Here is a 16,732-nt window from a genome sequence, read left to right as displayed (position 1 = left end):
TCGCTCCGCCCCCGCTACGCGCTCGCCTACCCTCCGCTCGTCCCTCGCTCCGCCCCCGCTGCGCGGGCCTAGACGATGACGCGCCAAAGGCGCGGCTAACGGGCGCTTTCGAGCCGCTTCGCGGCTGCGCGCCCTGAACGGCGCAGCCTGGCCGCTAAAGTGACAAGCTTCAGAGGGCCGCACTCCCACCCCGTGCGAGAACGAAGGCGCTACGCGCCTAGGTTTAGCAGGAAGGAGGGCCATCCACGCTCGACGGCTAAAGCTAAATATCTGTGGCGCTACCTCGTCATTGACGGCCTCAAGGAGGCGGAATCCGCATCCTGGTGGTACGGATCCCCCATCGTCGCAAGGTCTATCGCTGACGCTGCCCAAGGAGCCACTCCAGGACCTGGTTCTACTCCCCCAGCGGCAGCTGGCCTTGATCTTCCTCCCGACGTTTCTCCTGGCGGCTCTCCAGGGCCTCCATACGGGCTGCTAGGGCCTCACCCTGCACCTCGGCCTTGGTCCGACCCTTTTCGGCCTCCTGTGCGCGTTGCTGGGCGGCCTGGAGCTGTTTTTCCAAGGCGGCCAGGCGCTCCCGGTACTCGTCACGCTGTTCGACCAGGGCCTGGCGGTGTCCCTGGGCGTCTTGCTGACGGGCTTGCCGCTCCTCCTCGAGCGTCTTGGCGCGCTCTTCAGCCTGCTGTTGGGCGGCCTCAGTGCGGGCTTCGGCCACCGCCAGGGCGCGTTCGGCCTCAATACGGGTTTGGTCGATCCGCTTGAGCTCGTGTTGTGCCGCGATGCGCGTCTCCCGCTCCTCGTTGCGCTGCTCCTCAAGAGTGATCACCCGGTTACGGGACTCGGCCAGGAGCTGGCGAGCCTCGTCACGCTGAGTCTCCAGCTCCCGCACCCGCTCGCGAAACTCGACCAGAGCGTTACGCGCCTCGTCGCGCTCGCCGGTGACGTGATCACGCTCGCTCTCCAGGGCCTCCACCCGACCACTCAGCTCTTCGACCTGCTCCTCCAGCTGCTCGCCGGTGGCGGCGAGCTCATCGGCGGTATGTTGCGCCTCCAGGGCGTTCTCCTCGGCCTCGGCGCGTGCCGCGGCGGCCTGGCGTTCCAGCTCCTCGGCCAGGGCGGAGGCCAGCTCATCCGGCAGACGGGCAGCGCGGCGCTCGGCCGGCGCCTGGGTGGCTCGCCACGCCTTGAGGTGGCGGTGGATGGTGTTGGGCGAGCCGGTGCCCAGCTGCTCGCGAATGCGCTGGATGCTGGGCTTCTCGCCCTGTCCCACCAGGGCATCGGCGACAGTGGCGACTTGCTCGTAGGTGATCCCGGTGCGTGCCATATCGTATCCCTCTCGTCTGTATCGTATATCGTATTTCATATTATATTCTATACGGTACAAAATACAATACAAAATACGGATATGCTACGAAATATCCCGGCAGTAGGGCGTGTCGCCGGTGTCCAGGCACGAAAAACCCCGCCGCAGCGGGGTTTGAAGGATGACGTGGGACGCTATGCTGGGGGGATGACGGATCTCTGGACGTTCTTGCTCGGCGTGTCGCCGATTCTCCTGGTCATGGTCGCGACGATCGTCACGGGTGGCATTGTGCTGATCACACGCCGCCGGCACTGAGTCGCCGGGCCCGATTGAGCGTGGGACTGCTCCCGCTTGTCACGGTGGCGTGTCTAAAGAAAGCCGCCACGGAACAGCAGCAGTATAGAGAGCAGGGCGACAAGCAGCAGGAGGATGGCCAGTATGCCTTGATTCATTCCCAAACGGGCTCTCCAGCATTGAGGCCGCTGTCCGCGCGGTCACGGGAGCGGTTGGCGAGCGCATTCTGTACACGGAAAAAAGCGTCTTCGAGCTCATCATGGTTGAGCGTGTCGAGTAGCGCCGACAGACGTGCCAGTTTGGTTTGTGCCTGCTTCCTTTGCCAGCGTGTCAGGGTTTGCTCGGCATTGCGCTTCTTGCGATGGGCTGCACGAACCTCTTCCTCCGCGCGTTGAGCACGCAGTTCAACTGCGTCAGCACGGGCTTGTCGCTGCTGTTGTACCGCTTGTTCCTTTCTCCAGGCCTGTATGAGTTGCTGTAGCTGCTGTTCGGCAGTAGTCAGCTGCGACTGTGTGTCCTGTAGGGCGTGCTCTGCCTCGCGCTGAGCCTGTTCGGCTTGCTCTGCGCGCCTTTCAGCGGCGTCTGCTCGGGCCTCGCTGGCGATGAGACGTTCTTGGGAGGCCGAGGAGAACAGCTTCTTCATCGTAGATATACCAGGGTGATATCAGGGCGGAAATGGCCAAGCTCTTGTGAGACAGCCAGCAGCGCTTCGTCACGGTCGAGGCCGTGCTCCTGAAGCTCAGCCATGCGCTGTTGCGCATACGTATGGCGTAGCCCGTGCGCTCCGGCGCTCCAACCAATAGCCCGCTGCGAGGCGCGGGTAAACGAGGAGCTGAAGGCGTTGCCACCGGCGATGGCGTAGTGGCTGTAGTAGTGGATGTCACGGTCGTTAACGAAACGAGGAGTGTCGAGCCGGAGAGACGCCAGGCGATCGGCGAGAGGCTCTGGAATCTTGATTTCGCGGCATAGCCCGCCCTTGCCGATCACGGTGTAGCTGACACCTGATCGTCCGGCGAATTTGTGCTCGCTGATTGTCTTGGTGGGGCGCTGGTCAGGCGGCTGCTCTGCTTTAGGGCGCAGGGTCAGGAGTTCGTGAGCACGTAAGCCGCAGCGGTAGGCGAGTTCGCTGGCTATGGCATTATGAGATGTCTGGTGCGCCATAACTTTCGTGACCTGGATGTCAGTGTAGTGGCGGCTCTGCGACATTGTGGCTGCTTCGGTTCTTACGATCGGCAAGCTGGAGGCCTTATCCAACTCACCGGTATGCCGAAGCATCGCTTCCAGAGCCTGGCGGTCCATGTTGAGTGTGCTCTGGGAGATGAACTTGCCGTCGACAGACGTTTCTGAGCGATAGTGGAGATAAGCGATGGCTTGCTCTCTTGTCATCGAGCGAAGATCGCGAGGGAGGTCGAGCGATTTTTCGTGACGATGTTCGCGGATGAAGTTTGCAGTGACGGTCAGTCGTTGTTCGAAGTCTCTGACGGTGCCGACGGATTCCAGGCCATCTTTTCCCTGGATCTCTTTAATGAGTTTTCCGGCTTGGGTTTTACCCTTAGCAAAGCTGACCATTAGACGTCTACTCGCTCGTAAATTCCGCGCTTCTCGAGCCAGCGGCTGATGGTGCTGTGTGCAACGACGATGCGTTGTTCTTTTAACCAGCGCTGCAGGTCCACGACACGAGCGCCGGCAGCGTGCAGCGTCAGCAGGTCATCCTCGAAACGGTCGAGGCGAGAGCGGCGAGAGTAGGGGCGCCGACGGTTTTCCGCCGCGTCTGCCTGGAGGCGAGCGACGGTGGCTGACGCATGCTGTTCGTCCATAGGACTATCCTGTCCTCGGTGTCGTTAGAACAATGAGGGCGACTCCTCATCGACACCTGTGTCGGTGCCGTTGGCCCCGTTTCGTTTTTGCGTGTTGTCGGGTCGGACTCGTCGCGTAGCTGAGATCTCGGATCTGCAACCACGCGGCAGCTGCCGCTGCCTACCCGAGCCGCTGATAGCGGCTCTCACGTTGGCATCCTCTCGATGCCCTATCGTCTCGCGCCTCTCGCGCGGCTATCGTCTCAGCCGATTAGGCATCCACAGCTGACGCGGCTGGGCACCCCGTGGGGCTCATCTCTCGATGACGTCAACGCTTCAGTGGACTACTGCGGTAGTGCTAACCCCGCAGTGGGCTAATGCCCCGACGCTCCTCCACTCGTGCGTCGATCATGCACCAGCAAGGTAGCACAGAATTCGCTACGGTGTAAATATTTGCGTTTGTGCGTGAAAATGCTGAAAACCATGATACGTCGGCTATGTAGCGCTCCGTAGGAGTGAAACATAGCCGACGCGGATGCGGCGGAGCAGTCGGAGGGGTCCGGAGGACCGCGAGGACTGCCTGGCGCGGCGAAGGCGCGAGCGACGCGTGGAGCGTCGCCGTGTGCGTAGCACACAGTGCCCCGAGAGGGGCACCGGGTGAGCCAGAGCGAACCCGTTTGCTGTTCTGAAAGGACAGCGCCGGCCGAGAGGCCGGATCCGCAGGAGCGAACGCATGGTGTGCCAGTGAGACACCGCGTTGTTACGTTGGGACAACGCCACTCAGGAAGGAGGTGAAGGGAGCTTCTTCCGGGTCCGATTCATCATGCCCTCGGGTCCGATTCATCATGGCGGCTCGTCCTGACATCATTTTTCCGATCCATGCAGTATGCCCAGACGATCAGCGTGATCGACACGGCTAAGTGCCTAACCGAAAGTTTTCGTGCATAATGTATGTAGGATAACTGACACGGACGGAACCATGGCAAGGCGCTTCGTTGCACCTCTCACTGAGTCTGAGCAGCAGACGCTGTCCTCCGCCTATCACCATGGTGAGAAGCGCGCCCTACGTCGACGTGCGCATGCCATCTTGCTGAGCGATCAAGGTCATACCATCGCTCAGATCTGTGAGATATTGCAGGTCCGCCGCGATGCCGTATCTCGATGGCTCAAACAGTGGGAGGTAGCAGGGCTTGATGGGCTGATCGACAAGCCGCGCAGTGGCCGCACGCCGGCCTTGGATGACGACGACCACCATCGGCTGCAGGAACTTGTCGCCGAACAGCCCCACCAGCTCCGCTCCTTGCATGCCCGCTTTCAGGAAGAGACCGGGAAAAACATCAGCATGGTGACGCTCCGCAGGGCGCTGAAAAAAAATCCGGAATCAACCTGCCATGATCCGCCGCGGCTGGATCGACGCGGCCGACCGAGTGCCGCTGCTCCGCCAGTGCGCCCTGGCAGAGGTCGCCAGGTCCACCGTTTACGCTCAACGGCAGCCAACGGAGCCTTCCGAGCAGGATGTCGAACTCTGCCATGCGATCGATGAGATCTACACGCAATGGCCGTTCTACGGTAGCCGCCGGATGGTCGTGGAACTCGGTCGCCATGGCTTTCGCGTCAATCGCAAGCGCGTGCAGCGGCTGATGCGCGGCATGGGGTTGGCAGGTATGGCGCCGGGCCCCATGACCAGCCGGCCGCATCCTGAGCACAAGGTCTACCCGTACCTGCTGCGCGGCGTGTCGATCACACGCCCCAATCAGGTGTGGAGTACCGATGTGACGTACATTCGGGTGGCGCGCGGCTTCGTGTACCTGGTCGCCATCATCGACTGGTATAGCCGCAAGGTGCTCAGCTGGCGGGTGAGCAATACCATGGAGGCGTCCTTCTGCGTCGACGCCTTGGAAAGCGCCCTGCGGCTACATGGCACGCCGGAGATCTTCAACAGTGACCAAGGCTCGCAGTTCACGAGCCAGGCCTTCACGGGGGTGCTCAAGCAAGCCGGCGTCGCCATCAGCATGGACGGCCGTGGGCGCGCGTTCGACAACATCTTCGTCGAGCGGCTATGGCGGACGGTCAAGTACGAGGACGTGTATGTGAAGGGCTATGCGAGCTTGGGAGAGCTGACCCTCGGCCTATCCGCGTACTTCTCGTTCTACAACGCCCAGCGGCCTCACCAGTCGCTGGAGAACCAGACCCCGGACACCGTGTATGCGTTGGGGACTGGCGGCGGTGCCGCCATTCCCGATCACTTTGGTCATCAACGTGACACCGCTCAGGACCATGACACAGGGCAGCGCTGTGCAGCTGCAGCCAAGGCCGAGACGATAACTTAAATCGGGACGTTTTCTGTCTTGACGATGGGGTCCACTTTACCAGGTCATTGTCGTAGTTCACCACCAAGGCTCCGACACCAGCTTCCAGCGTAAGTGGGCGGTCACGCTTGGCCATGTCGAGCTCCGCCAGTAAGTGGGCGGTGCCTACCACCGGATGACCGGCAAAGGGCAGTTCCATGGTTGGCGTAAAGATGCGGATAGGGTAACACGCTGGAGCAATCGCCTCGCTAACGAAGACAGTCTCGGATAGGTTCAATTCGTTGGCTATGGCCTGCATCTTGTTGGAATCTAGCCCGCCGGATTGCGGAAATACTGCGAGCGGGTTTCCAGAAAATGCTCGGTCAGTGAAAACATCGAGAAGATAATAATGTTGTTTTTTCATTAATTGTCGAGGTCCGTGTAATTAATGTTGCCCAGCATCAGTGTCACCACTCGTGAACCAGGGCTTGAGCCCTGTCTGCTCCGCCTGATACGACAACCCAATGAGGCATGATTGCCCTACTGACTGGACACCGCCAGTGCCCCGCCCGCGGCGATGAATACGCCACCGCTGGCCCGGTTGAACAGTCGCATGCGGCGCGGGCAGCCCAGCCAGCGCCCGACGCTTGAGCCCACCACGGCATATCCCGACATCATGGCGATATCGACGACCAGCCAAGTCAGTGCCAATATCATGAACTGTATCAGCTGAGGCTCTCCCACAGTGATGAAGTTGGGAAACAGCGCGGCAAAGAACAGCAAGTCCTTGGGGTTGCTGATGCCCACCGCAAAGCCGCGACGAAATAACTGACTCGCCGGTGCCCTGATCGGCCTGTTTTCCGCGACCTCCTGAGTCGGACCGGCCGGTGTTATCGGCTGACTCAGCCAAGCTTGGATGCCTAGAAAGACCAGATAGGCGCCCCCCGCCAGCTTGAGCAGCAGGAAGGCGGTCTCCGACGTGGCCAGGATCGCTCCCAGCCCCATCGCTGACAGCACCATCATGATCAGTGAAGCCAATGTGCCTCCCAATACTGTGGCCAGGGCGCTCCGACGACCAAAACGCAGACCATGCGTGGCACAGAGCAGCGCCACGGGCCCGGGAAAACTGATCAGCGCTGTGATTACACCCACGTAGGTCAACCAAAGCCAGACATCCATTCGTTACTCCAACAACATCAATGTGGTTAAGCAAAATAACATGATCGGGGTGCGTGATTCAGCCTTCATTCTTCGATCAATCTAAGCGCTTCGTCGGGCAGCGTGACAAGGGTAAAAACGCGAGGCAAGTCTATCGCTTTCCATCAAGACAACTCTCTTTACCACCGTTTCACTCTGCTGCCATTGAACGGCTCGACGGCTCTGCCCTCAAGAGATCGCCCATTCCGCTCCGCCTTCACGCACCAACGGCCGGGCGTCCAGTGCCAGCAATGGCGCAAGCGCCACCCAGGCATCGTCCACGGCTTCGGAACCGAACAGGTAAGCATTGACTATCATACCATCCAGCATTATTTGCACGAGGCGTGCCAGGTGCGCATCTGGTTTGTCACACTGTTCCGCCAAAATTCCTTCGATCAGCCCCCTCACTTCATCTTTGTGCCAACGCGAGAGCAACAGCAAAGAGGCCGGCTCCCGGGCGTGCTCTTCGGTCGCTCTGAGAAACATGCATCCGTGGAACTGCTCGGAGGCGAACCAGCGGGCATGCCAGTCAAAGACGGCAAGTAGTCTTTCCTGAATTGTTTCCCGATCCCCCACGGCAGCCTTAAGGGATGCCATGAAACGCTCATGCCGCTGTTTCAACACCGCCTCCACCAGCGCTTCCTTGCTGGCGAAGTGGTTATAGAGCGTCATCTTCGAGACGCCGGCCTCGTCTCGGATTCGATCCACGCCGATTGCCTGATAGCCGTATTCTCCGAACAGGCGTGTAGCCGTAGCCAGAATGTCGTCGCGCTTGGCCATGAATAAAACTCCTCGCATTTGGTGCCTTGCTTCGAGTCACTAATTCTACTACTGTACAGACTTGTCTGTACACAAGCTAATGAGGTATTCCATGATCCACAAGATGAAAGGAGGCGGCACCCAACCGGCGCGCGCTGACGGCATCCAGATCCTTACCGGCCTGGTGGGCGGCATCAGCGGCATTGGTCTGGTAGCCTGGCTGACTTGGCTCACCGAGGTGCCACTGCTCATGGCCCCCTTCGGTGCCACCTGCGTACTGTTGTTCGCCGCCCCGGGCGCACCGCTGGCTCAACCCCGTAACGTGATCGGCGGGCACCTGATTTCGGCGCTGATGGGCTTAGTCGTCATGCAGCTGCTAGGCGCGGGACCGCTGGCCATGGCAGTCGGTGTCGGCGTAGCTATCGCCGCCATGCAGGCACTGCGGGTAGTGCATCCTCCCGCGGGCGCCAATCCACTGGTGGTAATGATGTCTGGTGCTATTGGCTATGACTTCCTGCTGATGCCGGTGGTGGCAGGCTCGATCAGCCTGGTTCTGGTGGCGCTGTTGATCAACAACCTCGGAACAGAGCGCCGCTGGCCCACCTATTGGCTCTAATGGTTGCTTGGGCAGCATCAGCGCTGTGGTAGCCCCATCTTCTGGATCACTTGGCAAGTTATCTAAGCTCGGGCCGGGCCATCATCCGCGTCCGAGCTCCTGGGTCAGTGATTGAAGGAATTACGCCTCATCGGAAGTTATATTGTCCAATCCTTGGGGGAGGCAGTATTGTCCGTAAAACAATCGTTAGACGGCCAATCCGGACATTGTCCGATAACAGGCTTGTTTGATGGTTTGTCGGACAATAAGATAGACGGACGGATAAACGGACAAAAGGGCGGTCCATGGCACTGATCGGCTATGCGCGGGTCTCGACGGCGGAGCAGGACTCCGCTTTGCAGACCGATGCGCTTCTCAATGCAGGGTGCGAGCGAATCTTCGATGACACCGTCTCCGGGGCCAAGGCGGAACGCCCCGGCCTGACGGCCGCCCTGGAGTTCCTACGCGACGGGGATGTGCTGGTCGTATGGCGACTGGATCGACTGGGACGCTCGCTGCCGCATCTGATCGAGGTGGTTAGCACCCTGGAAGCGCGTGGTGTCGGATTCCGATCACTGACCGAAGCCATCGACACCACCACCCCCGGTGGGCGGCTGATCTTCCATGTGTTCGGCGCCCTGGGGCAGTTCGAGCGCGACTTGATCCGTGATCGCACCAAGGCGGGGCTGGCCGCTGCTGCCGCCCGTGGGCGCAAAGGGGGACGCAAGCCCGTCGTCACCGATGACAAGCTGAAGCGGGCGAGAGACCACCTCGCTAATGGGCTGAACGTCCGCGAGGCGGCTGCACGCATCAAGGTCAGCAAGACAGCCCTCTACGCCGCCTTGAAAGACAGATAGCCCGATACCCCAGACCACAGTGCAACCGGCTCCTGACAGTCCGTGCAGCCGCCTTCTGAAAATGACATCTGAAAATGACAGGAAGGGCGGGTTTCTGTAAAGAAATAGCGTAAACATTTCTACGCACAGGAAAGGTGGGTTTTGTTTCTGGCTTTCTGGTCCGCTTTGACCTCCGGCGCCTAATGACGCATGTCGAAAGCCACGCAGCGAATCAGGGCTTTCACCGGCATGCCTTGCCTGAGCCCTAATTCGTCATAGGACTTCCATGTCAGGCGTGCTCGCAGGTGGTGTCCGCCCACACACAGCAGCAGCTCAATCGAGGTCGGGTTGTCCTGCAGGGTGCCGACTTGCTTGATGACAGCGTCAAGGTGGTTGCGATAGCTGCTTTGGGCAGTCTCCGAGAGTGCCAGAGCCACGTCGCGCACCGGTACTCTGACTCTGCATCTGGCCCCCACCTGGGCCTCGATTTGCGGTACCACCAACGTCTGGTCATCGCCAAGGTCCAGGTGCGTGAGAGCGTACTCACGATCATGGCTGGCGACTCGCGTGTCGAGCACCGAGGCGGCATCGAAGCCACCCACCTGTGCCGTCAGGTCGATGCGGTTAAGCACTCTGTCCAGGCTATCGCTGGCGGCGATCGTGCCGTTGTCGATCAGCACCAGATGATCGGCGATGGCGCTGATCTCCTTGGGGTCATGGCTGATGTAGACGATGGGGATTTCAAGGTCGCGGGTCAGCGACAGGATGTAGCGCAGCAGCTCTTGCTTGCGCGGACCATCCAACCCGGTCAACGGCTCATCCATCAGCAAGAGTTCCGGGTCGGTCAGCAGCGCTCGGCCGATGGAAACACGCCGGGCCTCGCCGCCCGAGAGCATCCCCGGCATGCGATCCAGCAGATCCCCGATGCCCAGCAGGTCGACGATCGGATCGAAGCGTGAACGGGCCGACGCCGGCATACCGTAGGTGAGATTGCCCCGTACTCGGTAGTGAGGAAATAGCCTGGCCTCCTGGAAGACCACTCCGACCCGTCGACGATGTGGCGGCAGGAAGTGGCTACGAGAGGTGTCCACCAGGCAGCGCTCGCCAACCTGTATGACGCCTTTGTCAGGACGATCCAGCCCGGCAATCAGGCGCAGCAGGCTCGTCTTGCCGCTTCCGGAGGCACCAAAAAAGGCTGACACTCCGTGAGTCGGAAGCGCCAGATCAACGTCCAGCGTAAAAGTGCCCAGCTGCTTGCTCACATCCAGCCGCAAGCCGTGTTCGTGCCTCGTCGAGGTGGGCATGCCCCGGCCCAGGGTGGCATCCATGAGAGACTCCTCAGGCGTCACGTTCGCGCAGACGATGGCGCGCATGGCGGGCCAGCCACTCGGAGGCCAGCAGAGAGAGCATGGCGATGATGATCGCCAGCAGGCACAGTCGAGCGGCGGCGGCTTCTCGGCCGGGCGACTGAATCAGGGTGTACAGGGCCAGCGGCAGGTTACGTGTCTCGCCGGGGATGTTGGAGGCAAAGGTGATCGTCGCGCCGAATTCGGAGAGGGCTCGCGCAAAGGCCAGCAGGGTGCCGGTGAGTAGACCGGGGATGGCCAGCGGCAGAGTGATGGTCACGAAGATCCTCCAGCGGCCGGCTCCCAGCGTACTGGCTGCGGCTTCCAGTTTGGGGTCGACTGCCTCCAGCGAGAGGCGGATGGCACGTACCAAAAGGGGGAAAGCCATCACGCCGCTGGCCACGGCAGCGCCCTGCCAAGTGAAGGGCAGGCCAATACCGAACAGATCGTGTAACCAGCGGCCCAGCCAGCCCTGGCGACCCATCGTGACCAGCAGCAGGTAGCCAACTACCACGGGGGGCAGCACCAGGGGCAGGTGCACGAGTCCATCGAGCAGCGCCTTGCCACGAAACTCGTGGCGTGCCAATAGCCAGGCGATGGCGATACCCAGCGGCAGAATCCATACCACGGCACTGATACCGATCTTCATGCTGAGGAGAATGGCTTCCCACTCGGCCGGAGTCAGCATCGCCTGCCTCGCTTAGCGGGAGGTGTCGGCAGGCGAGAAGCCGTGTGTTGCGAAGATGTTTCTCGCTTCTTCGCTTTCCAGCCAGGAACGGAAGGCTGCCGCTGCCGCGTTGTCTTCGGCATCGATCAGAGCGACCGGATAGACGATGGGCTCATGAGTATCCAGAGGGAACAGGCCCAGGGTACGCACGGCGTCACTCGCCTCGGCGTCGGTCTGGTAGACAATGCCGACGGGGGTTTCGCCACGCTCCACCAAGGCCAGTGCGGCTCGTACGTCATTGCCACGGGCCAAGCGATCCTCGAGGTCTTGCCACTCGCCGAGTGCCTCCATGGCCTGCCGGGCATAGATGCCCGCCGGCACATGGTCGGGATCGCCAACCGACAGGCGCTCGCCCGAACCGAGTAGGCTCATGAGAACCCCGTCTTCACCCGGGATGAAGTCGTGGATCTCGCTGCTGGAGGGGGCCACCAGGGCGAGGCGGTTCTGCAACAGGTTGGCGCGTTCCTGAAGCAGGACACCCTGCTCTTCGAGCCAATCCATCCAGCTGATATTGGCGGAGATGAACAGATCCGCGGGGGCACCATTCACGATCTGGCGAGCCAGCGTGGACGACGAGGCATAGACCGGCACGATGGTGAGGTCCTGATGCTCCGACGTGTAAGCCTCGATGATGTCATCCATGGCGTCGGTCATGGAGGCTGCCGCAGACACCTGCAGGGTCGCCGCCTGAGCTAGCGATACGGTACCGAGTAATGTCAGGGCCAGCAGCCCGCAGCGAGCCAGGCGATGAGTTGTAGCGTCGAATGAGGGCATACGGGCACCGTTATGTACAAATGAACATAGCGGTACTGTAACGAGCGGCTGCCGGTTTGCCAAGCCATTGGCTACTCAGTCTTCAGCAGCTAAGGCGTCGGGTCGCATGAGCTTCAATAAGGCGTCGGCATGTTCGCAGACGTCACGGTCCAGGCGACGTTGTAAGGCGCGGTAATGGTCGAGTACCTGGCGCCCGAGAGGTGTCACCTGGGCCCCTCCCCCCTCGGCTCCACCAGCCGCGGTAGTAATCAAGGGAGAGGGGAAGTGCCGGTTCATGGTGTCAATCAGCTGCCAGGCCTTCTTGTAGCTCATGCCCAGCTCACGACTCGCGGCGGAGATCGAGCCGCAGGCGTCGATCCGGTCGAGCAGGTCGGCCTTGCCGGGCCCCAGAACGACGTCCTTCTCGGCCACGAGCCGAAGCTGGAAACAGGGCTGGTCATGGTAGGTGCGAGTCATGCGGGTATCACAGCCAAGGAGTTTGACTTCATCTTACTGCGCGTGGGCGATGACCAGTAGGCCAACCCAGCTGCGGGTATCTTGTCCTGGCATGACCACCAACATGACGTCATTATGTAAAGAAACCCAAGGTTTGTTTTCTATAGGGTGGCACGATGATACGAAAAAACGGAGAACCGAGGATCGAGCGGGCTATCCCCGACAGCCCCCGTGGGCGCCTGAAGGGCTCGGTGGAGGGGTACCATGAGCCGTTCGAGCCGGTGGGCGTCGAGGACTGGGAGGTATTGGGCCTCGAGGATGACATGGCCACGCCGGGAGGTGGCGCATGATCATCGGCTACGCCCGCGTCAGCACCCAGGACCAGAACCCCCAGCTGCAGCGTGACGCCCTCGAGGAGGCTGGCTGTGAGCAGGTCTTCGAGGAGCGTGTTACCGGCACCAAGCGAGAGCGCCCTGAGCTGCAGGCCTGCCTGCGCACCCTGCGCGACGGCGACACCCTGGTGGTGTGGAAGCTCGATCGGCTGGCTCGCTCGCTCAAGGATCTGGTGGAGCTGATCCACGAGCTGAACGAGCGCGGTGTGGGCTTCCGGTCGCTCACCGAGGCGATCGATACCACCAGTGCCGGGGGCAAGCTGGTGTTCCACATCTTCGGCGCCCTGGCGGAGTTCGAGCACAGCCTGATCCGGGAACGGACCCTGGCTGGCCTAGCATCGGCCAGAGCCCGCGGTCGCAAGGGAGGACGCCGTCCCGTCATGTCAGCGGCAGACGTGCGCAAGGCGGCGGCGATGCTGGCCGACCCCGAGATCACCAAGACCGAGGTGGCCAAGCACTTCGGGGTCAGCCGGGTGACGCTGAATGCCTCCCTGGAGCGCGAAGGGTTGGCCAAGGCCGTGAACCACCCCAAGCTCGAGCAGCTGCTGGCTGAATGCGATCCGGACGCTCCCGAGCTGGAAGAGCTGCGATCCTGGCAGGAGGCGCCGGCCGTGGGGCGGGAGGTTTAGGCGACGGCCTGGATGCCGTTCCTCTCGATCAGCGTCAGCAAGCGTAACGCCGGACCACCAGGTCGCTTCACGCCGCGCTCCCAGTCGGAGACCAGGTTCTTGCTGACGTTGAGGTAGCGGGCAAACACCGGCTGGGACAAGTGCTCACGCTCACGCAGGGCGCGGATCTCCTCAGGAGACAGGGTCTTCACCGGTGTGAGGCAGGTCTCATCGAAGTCACGCATGGTCTGCTTGTCGATGGCACCGACCTCGTGCAGCGCCTCCATGGTTTCATGGATCGCGGCGAGGGCGTCACTACGATACTGCTTAGCCATTGTCATCCACCTCCGAAAACTGCCCCTTCTCGATCATCGCGTCCAGGTGCTCATCAGACAGCGACAGGATGTGCTGTGCTGCTTGCTTGAAGGCGACCTTCTCTTCATCGCTGATGTTGCTCTGCTGGTTTTTCGCGAAGCCGAAGACGAAGAAGGCGCGGCTCTCCTGGCGGTATAGGATGATCGTGCGATACCCGCCGGACTTGCCTTGGCCAGGGCGAGCGATGCGCTGCTTGATGACTCCGCCACCAAGATCGGCATCTACCAGGCCTTGCTCGGCCCGCTGGATGGCTTCGCGTAGCGCATCATCGCCGATTCGTTGCTTACGGGCGAAGCGCTCGAACCAGGCGTTCTTGAAGATCCTCACGTGCATCCTGCCATGACTAAGTATAACACTTAGTGTGACACTTTTGGGAATGCCTAGGCAAGGTCACCGGAGAAACCTGAATTCATCGACTCGCACGGTCGGTGGGAGTGCAGTGCAGCCATTGTGTCCCATCATGACAGCGAGAGAGCCGTGGCAGGGCCATCAGTCTTCGCCAAGCAGCTCGGCGCGATGCTTACGTATAGTTTCCCTGGATGCGGCGTTTGCCTTTGAGTGGGTCTCTTGGACTTTTTCTCGTGACGCGAAAGGCTGCTCTTTGAGGCTGGCTGTTCCCAGCCTCACGAGTCGCCCTGAGCGCGTCTTGGAGCGAAGTACCTTGCGGCCCTGGCGGCCGTATTCCATCGGCATGTGCCTCCTCCGCGATGGCTTTCCCGAAGGGCAAGGATAGCATTTAGGGGCTTATGAAAAGGCATTGGGTTGACAAAGAAATCGTATAGGGTATAAAAGTAAACCGTTTTTAATATTAAAAAAGGTCTATCATGATAATTACTGTAGGCAACACGAAAGGTGGGGTTGGTAAGACCACGCTTGCAGTTAGCTTGGCGATTGCTCGAGCCCTATCGGGGCGCGACGTATGGCTGATCGATGGTGATCGCCAAGGCACGGCACAGACAGCTATCAGCATCCGTGCAGAGAATGGGGTGAGCCCTGGTATCGCCTGCGCGACATACCCTGATGGGCCGACGCTGCGGAGCCAGGTACAGCAGCAGATGGCCAAGTTCGATGACATCATCATTGATGCCGGCGGTCGTGACTCAACGGCCCTGCGAGCGGCTTTGGTGTTGAGCGATGTGCTGTTGGTGCCCTTTGCTCCTCGTTCCTATGACGTATGGGCGCTAAGCGATATGGCATCCCTAGTAGATGAAGCGCGTAGCGTCAGAGATGGCTTGCGATCGGTCGCTGTGTTGAACCTGGCCGATCCTGGTGGCAACTCGGTGGACAATGATGAAGCGGCCGCGGCGGTTGCCGATGTTCCCCAGTTCGAATACCTGGCAACGCCGATACGAAGGCGAAAAGCATTTGCTAATGCGACGGGAGCAGGGTTGTCAGTGCAAGAGATGAAACCCGTGGACAAGAAAGCTGCAGCAGAATTAAGCGCACTTGAAAAAGCGCTATTTTAATATTAAAATGATATTCATATGATTTTATAGGTGGTGTTTATGGCAATTACTAAGCCGAAGGCAAAACCTTCGCAGACTGCGGAATCATTCATCTCTGGTGCACCTGATTCGGAAGCACAGCCGAAAGGGGTGAGGAAGGGCAACAAGCGGCAGATCAGCCTCACGATCACGCCGGCGCTGTTGCAGCGAGTAGACGAGTTGGCCGCAGAGCTTGGCCAGTCTCGAGCCGCCATCATCAACATGGCGATCTATCGGGCCGTTGAACACGGCCTCATCAAAGAATGACCAGAGGCAGGGCATGAGCAAGGATCGCCAGCAATTCATCCAGGAGAACGCTAGGCCAGGTGAAACCTGGGATGAAGCCTCTAAACGTCTCTGCCCAAGCATAAGCAAGGGCTCGACAGGTAAGCGTTCTTCACTCGTTCCTGAGCGCCATGCCCAGCGTGACTTTTTCATTGCCGATATTCTGGATGCGAGCCCGAAAGATGACATTGGGAGCATGGAGCATCCGCTATTCGCTCTGAAGGCGGGCGATACGAGAATGCGTACTTACGGGCGCAACAACGTGACCGTCAAAGTCATGCCTGGTCACGGTGGTTGCGCGACGATCCACGACAAAGATTTGTGGATCTACTGCATTAGCCAGCTTGTCGAGGCAATGAATCGAGGCCGAGAAGATGTTTCTAGGACGGTACGATTCACAATGTACGATTTTCTGGTGACGACCAACCGGCCAACGTCAGGTGTCGGTTACCAGCGGGCTGCCGAAGCGCTCAGGCGACTTGCTGGGACACGGATTGAGACCAATATCGAAACGGATGGCTATCGCGAGCGTGAGGGCTTTGGGCTAGTGGATTCCTGGCGTGTCGTTGAGAAGTCACGCAACGACGACAGGATGGTGGCCGTGGAAGTCGATTTACCACGTTGGCTGTGGCGAGCGGTGGAAGCTCGGCAAGTGCTGACCCTCAGCCGAGACTACTTCCGGCTGCGTAAGCCGCTGGATCGGAGGATTTATGAACTGGCCCGCAAGCACTGCGGAGCACAACCCAAGTGGCGTGTGAGCATCCGTGCACTGCATGAGAAGAGCGGTAGCATGGATACGCTGCGCAACTTCCGAGGAGCTATCAAGGCTCTAGTCGAAACCAGCGAGCTGCCGGACTACCGCGTGAGCTTCGATCAGGAAGGTGATGCGGTGACGTTTTATGCTCGTGGAGCGAAGGGAGGCAAGGCCCAAATGGATGATCTGGTAAAGGGTAAGCCCCAGAAGCGCATTCGTTAATGCAGGTGCAGGTGAAGGTACGATAGCTTTCGACACGTACCTTTAGCTGCACCACCTGTGAATTGGCACGTACTTTTACCTGCATCTCGGCTGTGAATTGGCACGTACTTTTACCTGCACCCGCTTCGTACGTTTACCTGCACCGATGACCCTGCAGCCCGCATCAGGCAAGGCTTTCCGAAACCGTAACGCGCGCGCGCTTTTAACCAAAACCTTAAAAACCTTTAACGCGCTACGCGCTCGCCTACCCTCCGCTCGTCCC

Annotated in this window: 21 protein-coding genes and 3 pseudogenes; 9 read left to right on the top strand and 15 right to left on the bottom strand. The window is 60.2% G+C overall.

The annotated features are described in order from the left end of the window. The 6 genes from ACT3XD_RS18285 to ACT3XD_RS18260 all read right to left on the bottom strand — a co-directional run. A partial coding sequence (locus ACT3XD_RS18285; protein WP_444280643.1) for a hypothetical protein occupies positions 1–183 on the bottom strand: 183 nt, incomplete at its 3' end. A 211-nt stretch (positions 184–394) separates the two neighbouring features. Then, the gene (locus tag ACT3XD_RS18280; protein WP_444280642.1) at positions 395–1,324 is read right to left on the bottom strand and encodes a DNA-binding protein; all 930 of its coding nucleotides are present in this window, start codon (positions 1,322–1,324) and stop codon (positions 395–397) included. Positions 1,325–1,408: 84 nt separating this feature from the next. Beyond that, positions 1,409–1,615 carry a hypothetical protein gene (locus ACT3XD_RS18275; protein ID WP_444280641.1) on the bottom strand — a complete coding sequence of 69 codons (207 nt, stop codon included), beginning with the start codon at positions 1,613–1,615 and terminating at the stop codon, positions 1,409–1,411. A gap of 136 nt (positions 1,616–1,751) precedes the next feature. Then, positions 1,752–2,240: a hypothetical protein gene (locus tag ACT3XD_RS18270; protein WP_444280640.1), complete on the bottom strand. Its 489-nt coding sequence runs from the start codon at positions 2,238–2,240 to the stop codon at positions 1,752–1,754. After that, complete coding sequence (locus tag ACT3XD_RS18265) at positions 2,237–3,166, bottom strand: hypothetical protein (protein ID WP_444280639.1); 930 nt, start codon at positions 3,164–3,166, stop codon at positions 2,237–2,239. The genes ACT3XD_RS18270 and ACT3XD_RS18265 overlap by 4 nt, the downstream gene beginning before the upstream one ends. After that, entirely contained in the window at positions 3,166–3,414 is a 249-nt protein-coding gene (locus ACT3XD_RS18260; protein WP_444280638.1) for a hypothetical protein, read from the bottom strand. Before ACT3XD_RS18260 ends, ACT3XD_RS18265 begins: the two co-directional genes overlap by 1 nt. 958 nt (positions 3,415–4,372) lie before the next feature. On the opposite strand from ACT3XD_RS18260, the pseudogene ACT3XD_RS18255 reads away from it, so the two are divergent. Both ACT3XD_RS18255 and ACT3XD_RS18250 read left to right on the top strand, forming a co-directional pair. Further along, positions 4,373–4,768: pseudogene (locus tag ACT3XD_RS18255) on the top strand (helix-turn-helix domain-containing protein); the annotation flags it as partial. 22 nt (positions 4,769–4,790) lie between these two features. Next, positions 4,791–5,723, top strand: a pseudogene (locus tag ACT3XD_RS18250) (IS3 family transposase); the annotation flags it as partial. Between the two features lie 55 nt (positions 5,724–5,778). Here the strand turns inward: ACT3XD_RS18250 and ACT3XD_RS18245 are convergent. The 3 genes and pseudogenes from ACT3XD_RS18245 to ACT3XD_RS18235 form a co-directional block, all read right to left on the bottom strand. After that, positions 5,779–6,105 (bottom strand): annotated as a pseudogene (locus ACT3XD_RS18245) (PhzF family phenazine biosynthesis protein); the annotation flags it as partial. Positions 6,106–6,221: 116 nt separating this feature from the next. Beyond that, positions 6,222–6,860, bottom strand: coding sequence for a LysE family translocator (locus tag ACT3XD_RS18240; protein WP_444280637.1), 639 nt, complete (start codon positions 6,858–6,860; stop codon positions 6,222–6,224). Positions 6,861–7,067: 207 nt separating this feature from the next. After that, positions 7,068–7,658, bottom strand: coding sequence for a TetR/AcrR family transcriptional regulator (locus tag ACT3XD_RS18235; protein WP_444280636.1), 591 nt, complete (start codon positions 7,656–7,658; stop codon positions 7,068–7,070). A 91-nt stretch (positions 7,659–7,749) separates the two neighbouring features. Here ACT3XD_RS18235 and ACT3XD_RS18230 point away from each other — a divergent pair, with 91 nt between their 5' ends. Beyond that, positions 7,750–8,253 carry an HPP family protein gene (locus ACT3XD_RS18230; protein ID WP_444280635.1) on the top strand — a complete coding sequence of 168 codons (504 nt, stop codon included), beginning with the start codon at positions 7,750–7,752 and terminating at the stop codon, positions 8,251–8,253. Positions 8,254–8,537: 284 nt separating this feature from the next. Then, entirely contained in the window at positions 8,538–9,089 is a 552-nt protein-coding gene (locus ACT3XD_RS18225) for a recombinase family protein (RefSeq protein WP_444280634.1), read from the top strand. Positions 9,090–9,268: 179 nt separating this feature from the next. Here the strand turns inward: ACT3XD_RS18225 and modC are convergent, their stop codons facing one another. The 4 genes from modC to ACT3XD_RS18205 form a co-directional block, all read right to left on the bottom strand. After that, a complete protein-coding gene (gene modC, locus ACT3XD_RS18220; RefSeq protein WP_444280633.1) occupies positions 9,269–10,396 on the bottom strand; it encodes a molybdenum ABC transporter ATP-binding protein in 1,128 nt (375 codons plus the stop codon). 10 nt (positions 10,397–10,406) lie between these two features. Beyond that, positions 10,407–11,102, bottom strand: coding sequence for a molybdate ABC transporter permease subunit (modB, locus tag ACT3XD_RS18215; RefSeq protein ID WP_444280632.1), 696 nt, complete (start codon positions 11,100–11,102; stop codon positions 10,407–10,409). Positions 11,103–11,114: 12 nt separating this feature from the next. After that, entirely contained in the window at positions 11,115–11,915 is an 801-nt protein-coding gene (gene modA / locus ACT3XD_RS18210; RefSeq protein WP_444280631.1) for a molybdate ABC transporter substrate-binding protein, read from the bottom strand. Positions 11,916–11,990: 75 nt separating this feature from the next. Continuing rightward, positions 11,991–12,227: a winged helix-turn-helix domain-containing protein gene (locus ACT3XD_RS18205; RefSeq protein WP_444280644.1), complete on the bottom strand. Its 237-nt coding sequence runs from the start codon at positions 12,225–12,227 to the stop codon at positions 11,991–11,993. Between ACT3XD_RS18205 and ACT3XD_RS18200 the strand changes: the two genes are divergently transcribed. Both ACT3XD_RS18200 and ACT3XD_RS18195 read left to right on the top strand, forming a co-directional pair. Continuing rightward, positions 12,180–12,431 (top strand): hypothetical protein, encoded by a 252-nt coding sequence (locus ACT3XD_RS18200; RefSeq protein WP_444280645.1) that lies wholly within the window; start codon positions 12,180–12,182, stop codon positions 12,429–12,431. The two genes, ACT3XD_RS18205 and ACT3XD_RS18200, sit on opposite strands and share 48 nt — an antisense overlap. Before the next feature lie 265 nt (positions 12,432–12,696). Then, positions 12,697–13,371, top strand: coding sequence for a recombinase family protein (locus tag ACT3XD_RS18195; RefSeq protein WP_444280630.1), 675 nt, complete (start codon positions 12,697–12,699; stop codon positions 13,369–13,371). Here ACT3XD_RS18195 and ACT3XD_RS18190 read toward each other — a convergent pair. Both ACT3XD_RS18190 and ACT3XD_RS18185 read right to left on the bottom strand, forming a co-directional pair. Next, complete coding sequence (locus ACT3XD_RS18190) at positions 13,368–13,685, bottom strand: helix-turn-helix domain-containing protein (protein WP_153844112.1); 318 nt, start codon at positions 13,683–13,685, stop codon at positions 13,368–13,370. The genes ACT3XD_RS18195 and ACT3XD_RS18190 overlap by 4 nt on opposite strands. Further along, positions 13,678–14,058, bottom strand: a complete 381-nt coding sequence (locus ACT3XD_RS18185) for a type II toxin-antitoxin system RelE/ParE family toxin (RefSeq protein ID WP_444280629.1) — start codon at positions 14,056–14,058, stop codon at positions 13,678–13,680. Before ACT3XD_RS18185 ends, ACT3XD_RS18190 begins: the two co-directional genes overlap by 8 nt. Positions 14,059–14,549: 491 nt before the next feature. Here ACT3XD_RS18185 and ACT3XD_RS18180 point away from each other — a divergent pair, with 491 nt between their 5' ends. From ACT3XD_RS18180 to ACT3XD_RS18170, 3 genes are read left to right on the top strand one after another with little or no spacing between them, the layout of a single operon-like run. Next, positions 14,550–15,191, top strand: coding sequence for an AAA family ATPase (locus ACT3XD_RS18180; protein WP_444280628.1), 642 nt, complete (start codon positions 14,550–14,552; stop codon positions 15,189–15,191). A 39-nt stretch (positions 15,192–15,230) separates the two neighbouring features. Then, entirely contained in the window at positions 15,231–15,476 is a 246-nt protein-coding gene (locus tag ACT3XD_RS18175) for a ribbon-helix-helix protein, CopG family (RefSeq protein ID WP_232913325.1), read from the top strand. 13 nt (positions 15,477–15,489) lie between these two features. Beyond that, positions 15,490–16,470, top strand: a complete 981-nt coding sequence (locus ACT3XD_RS18170; RefSeq protein WP_444280627.1) for a replication initiator protein A — start codon at positions 15,490–15,492, stop codon at positions 16,468–16,470. The last annotated feature ends 262 nt before the right edge of the window (positions 16,471–16,732 follow it).

Origin of the sequence: Halomonas sp. AOP7-B1-5 (assembly GCF_052353045.1) — a bacterium.
Taxonomy (GTDB): Bacteria; Pseudomonadota; Gammaproteobacteria; order Pseudomonadales; family Halomonadaceae; genus Vreelandella; species Vreelandella colorata.
This window is presented reverse-complemented; position numbering and strand designations above follow the sequence as displayed.

Excerpts from the sequence above, each read along its gene's own strand:
- ACT3XD_RS18260 (WP_444280638.1), bottom strand. The coding sequence starts at position 3,414 with ATGGACGAACAGCATGCGTCAGCCACCGTCGCTCGCCTCCAGGCAGAC.
- ACT3XD_RS18195 (WP_444280630.1), top strand. The coding sequence starts at position 12,697 with ATGATCATCGGCTACGCCCGCGTCAGCACCCAGGACCAGAACCCCCAG.
- ACT3XD_RS18265 (WP_444280639.1), bottom strand. The coding sequence starts at position 3,166 with ATGGTCAGCTTTGCTAAGGGTAAAACCCAAGCCGGAAAACTCATTAAA.
- modC (WP_444280633.1), bottom strand. The coding sequence starts at position 10,396 with ATGGATGCCACCCTGGGCCGGGGCATGCCCACCTCGACGAGGCACGAA.
- ACT3XD_RS18225 (WP_444280634.1), top strand. The coding sequence starts at position 8,538 with ATGGCACTGATCGGCTATGCGCGGGTCTCGACGGCGGAGCAGGACTCC.
- ACT3XD_RS18190 (WP_153844112.1), bottom strand. The coding sequence starts at position 13,685 with ATGGCTAAGCAGTATCGTAGTGACGCCCTCGCCGCGATCCATGAAACC.
- ACT3XD_RS18240 (WP_444280637.1), bottom strand. The coding sequence starts at position 6,860 with ATGGATGTCTGGCTTTGGTTGACCTACGTGGGTGTAATCACAGCGCTG.
- ACT3XD_RS18270 (WP_444280640.1), bottom strand. The coding sequence starts at position 2,240 with ATGAAGAAGCTGTTCTCCTCGGCCTCCCAAGAACGTCTCATCGCCAGC.
- ACT3XD_RS18180 (WP_444280628.1), top strand. The coding sequence starts at position 14,550 with ATGATAATTACTGTAGGCAACACGAAAGGTGGGGTTGGTAAGACCACG.
- modA (WP_444280631.1), bottom strand. The coding sequence starts at position 11,915 with ATGCCCTCATTCGACGCTACAACTCATCGCCTGGCTCGCTGCGGGCTG.
- ACT3XD_RS18205 (WP_444280644.1), bottom strand. The coding sequence starts at position 12,227 with ATGAGCTACAAGAAGGCCTGGCAGCTGATTGACACCATGAACCGGCAC.
- ACT3XD_RS18185 (WP_444280629.1), bottom strand. The coding sequence starts at position 14,058 with ATGCACGTGAGGATCTTCAAGAACGCCTGGTTCGAGCGCTTCGCCCGT.
- ACT3XD_RS18235 (WP_444280636.1), bottom strand. The coding sequence starts at position 7,658 with ATGGCCAAGCGCGACGACATTCTGGCTACGGCTACACGCCTGTTCGGA.
- ACT3XD_RS18170 (WP_444280627.1), top strand. The coding sequence starts at position 15,490 with ATGAGCAAGGATCGCCAGCAATTCATCCAGGAGAACGCTAGGCCAGGT.
- ACT3XD_RS18230 (WP_444280635.1), top strand. The coding sequence starts at position 7,750 with ATGATCCACAAGATGAAAGGAGGCGGCACCCAACCGGCGCGCGCTGAC.
- ACT3XD_RS18175 (WP_232913325.1), top strand. The coding sequence starts at position 15,231 with ATGGCAATTACTAAGCCGAAGGCAAAACCTTCGCAGACTGCGGAATCA.
- ACT3XD_RS18280 (WP_444280642.1), bottom strand. The coding sequence starts at position 1,324 with ATGGCACGCACCGGGATCACCTACGAGCAAGTCGCCACTGTCGCCGAT.
- modB (WP_444280632.1), bottom strand. The coding sequence starts at position 11,102 with ATGCTGACTCCGGCCGAGTGGGAAGCCATTCTCCTCAGCATGAAGATC.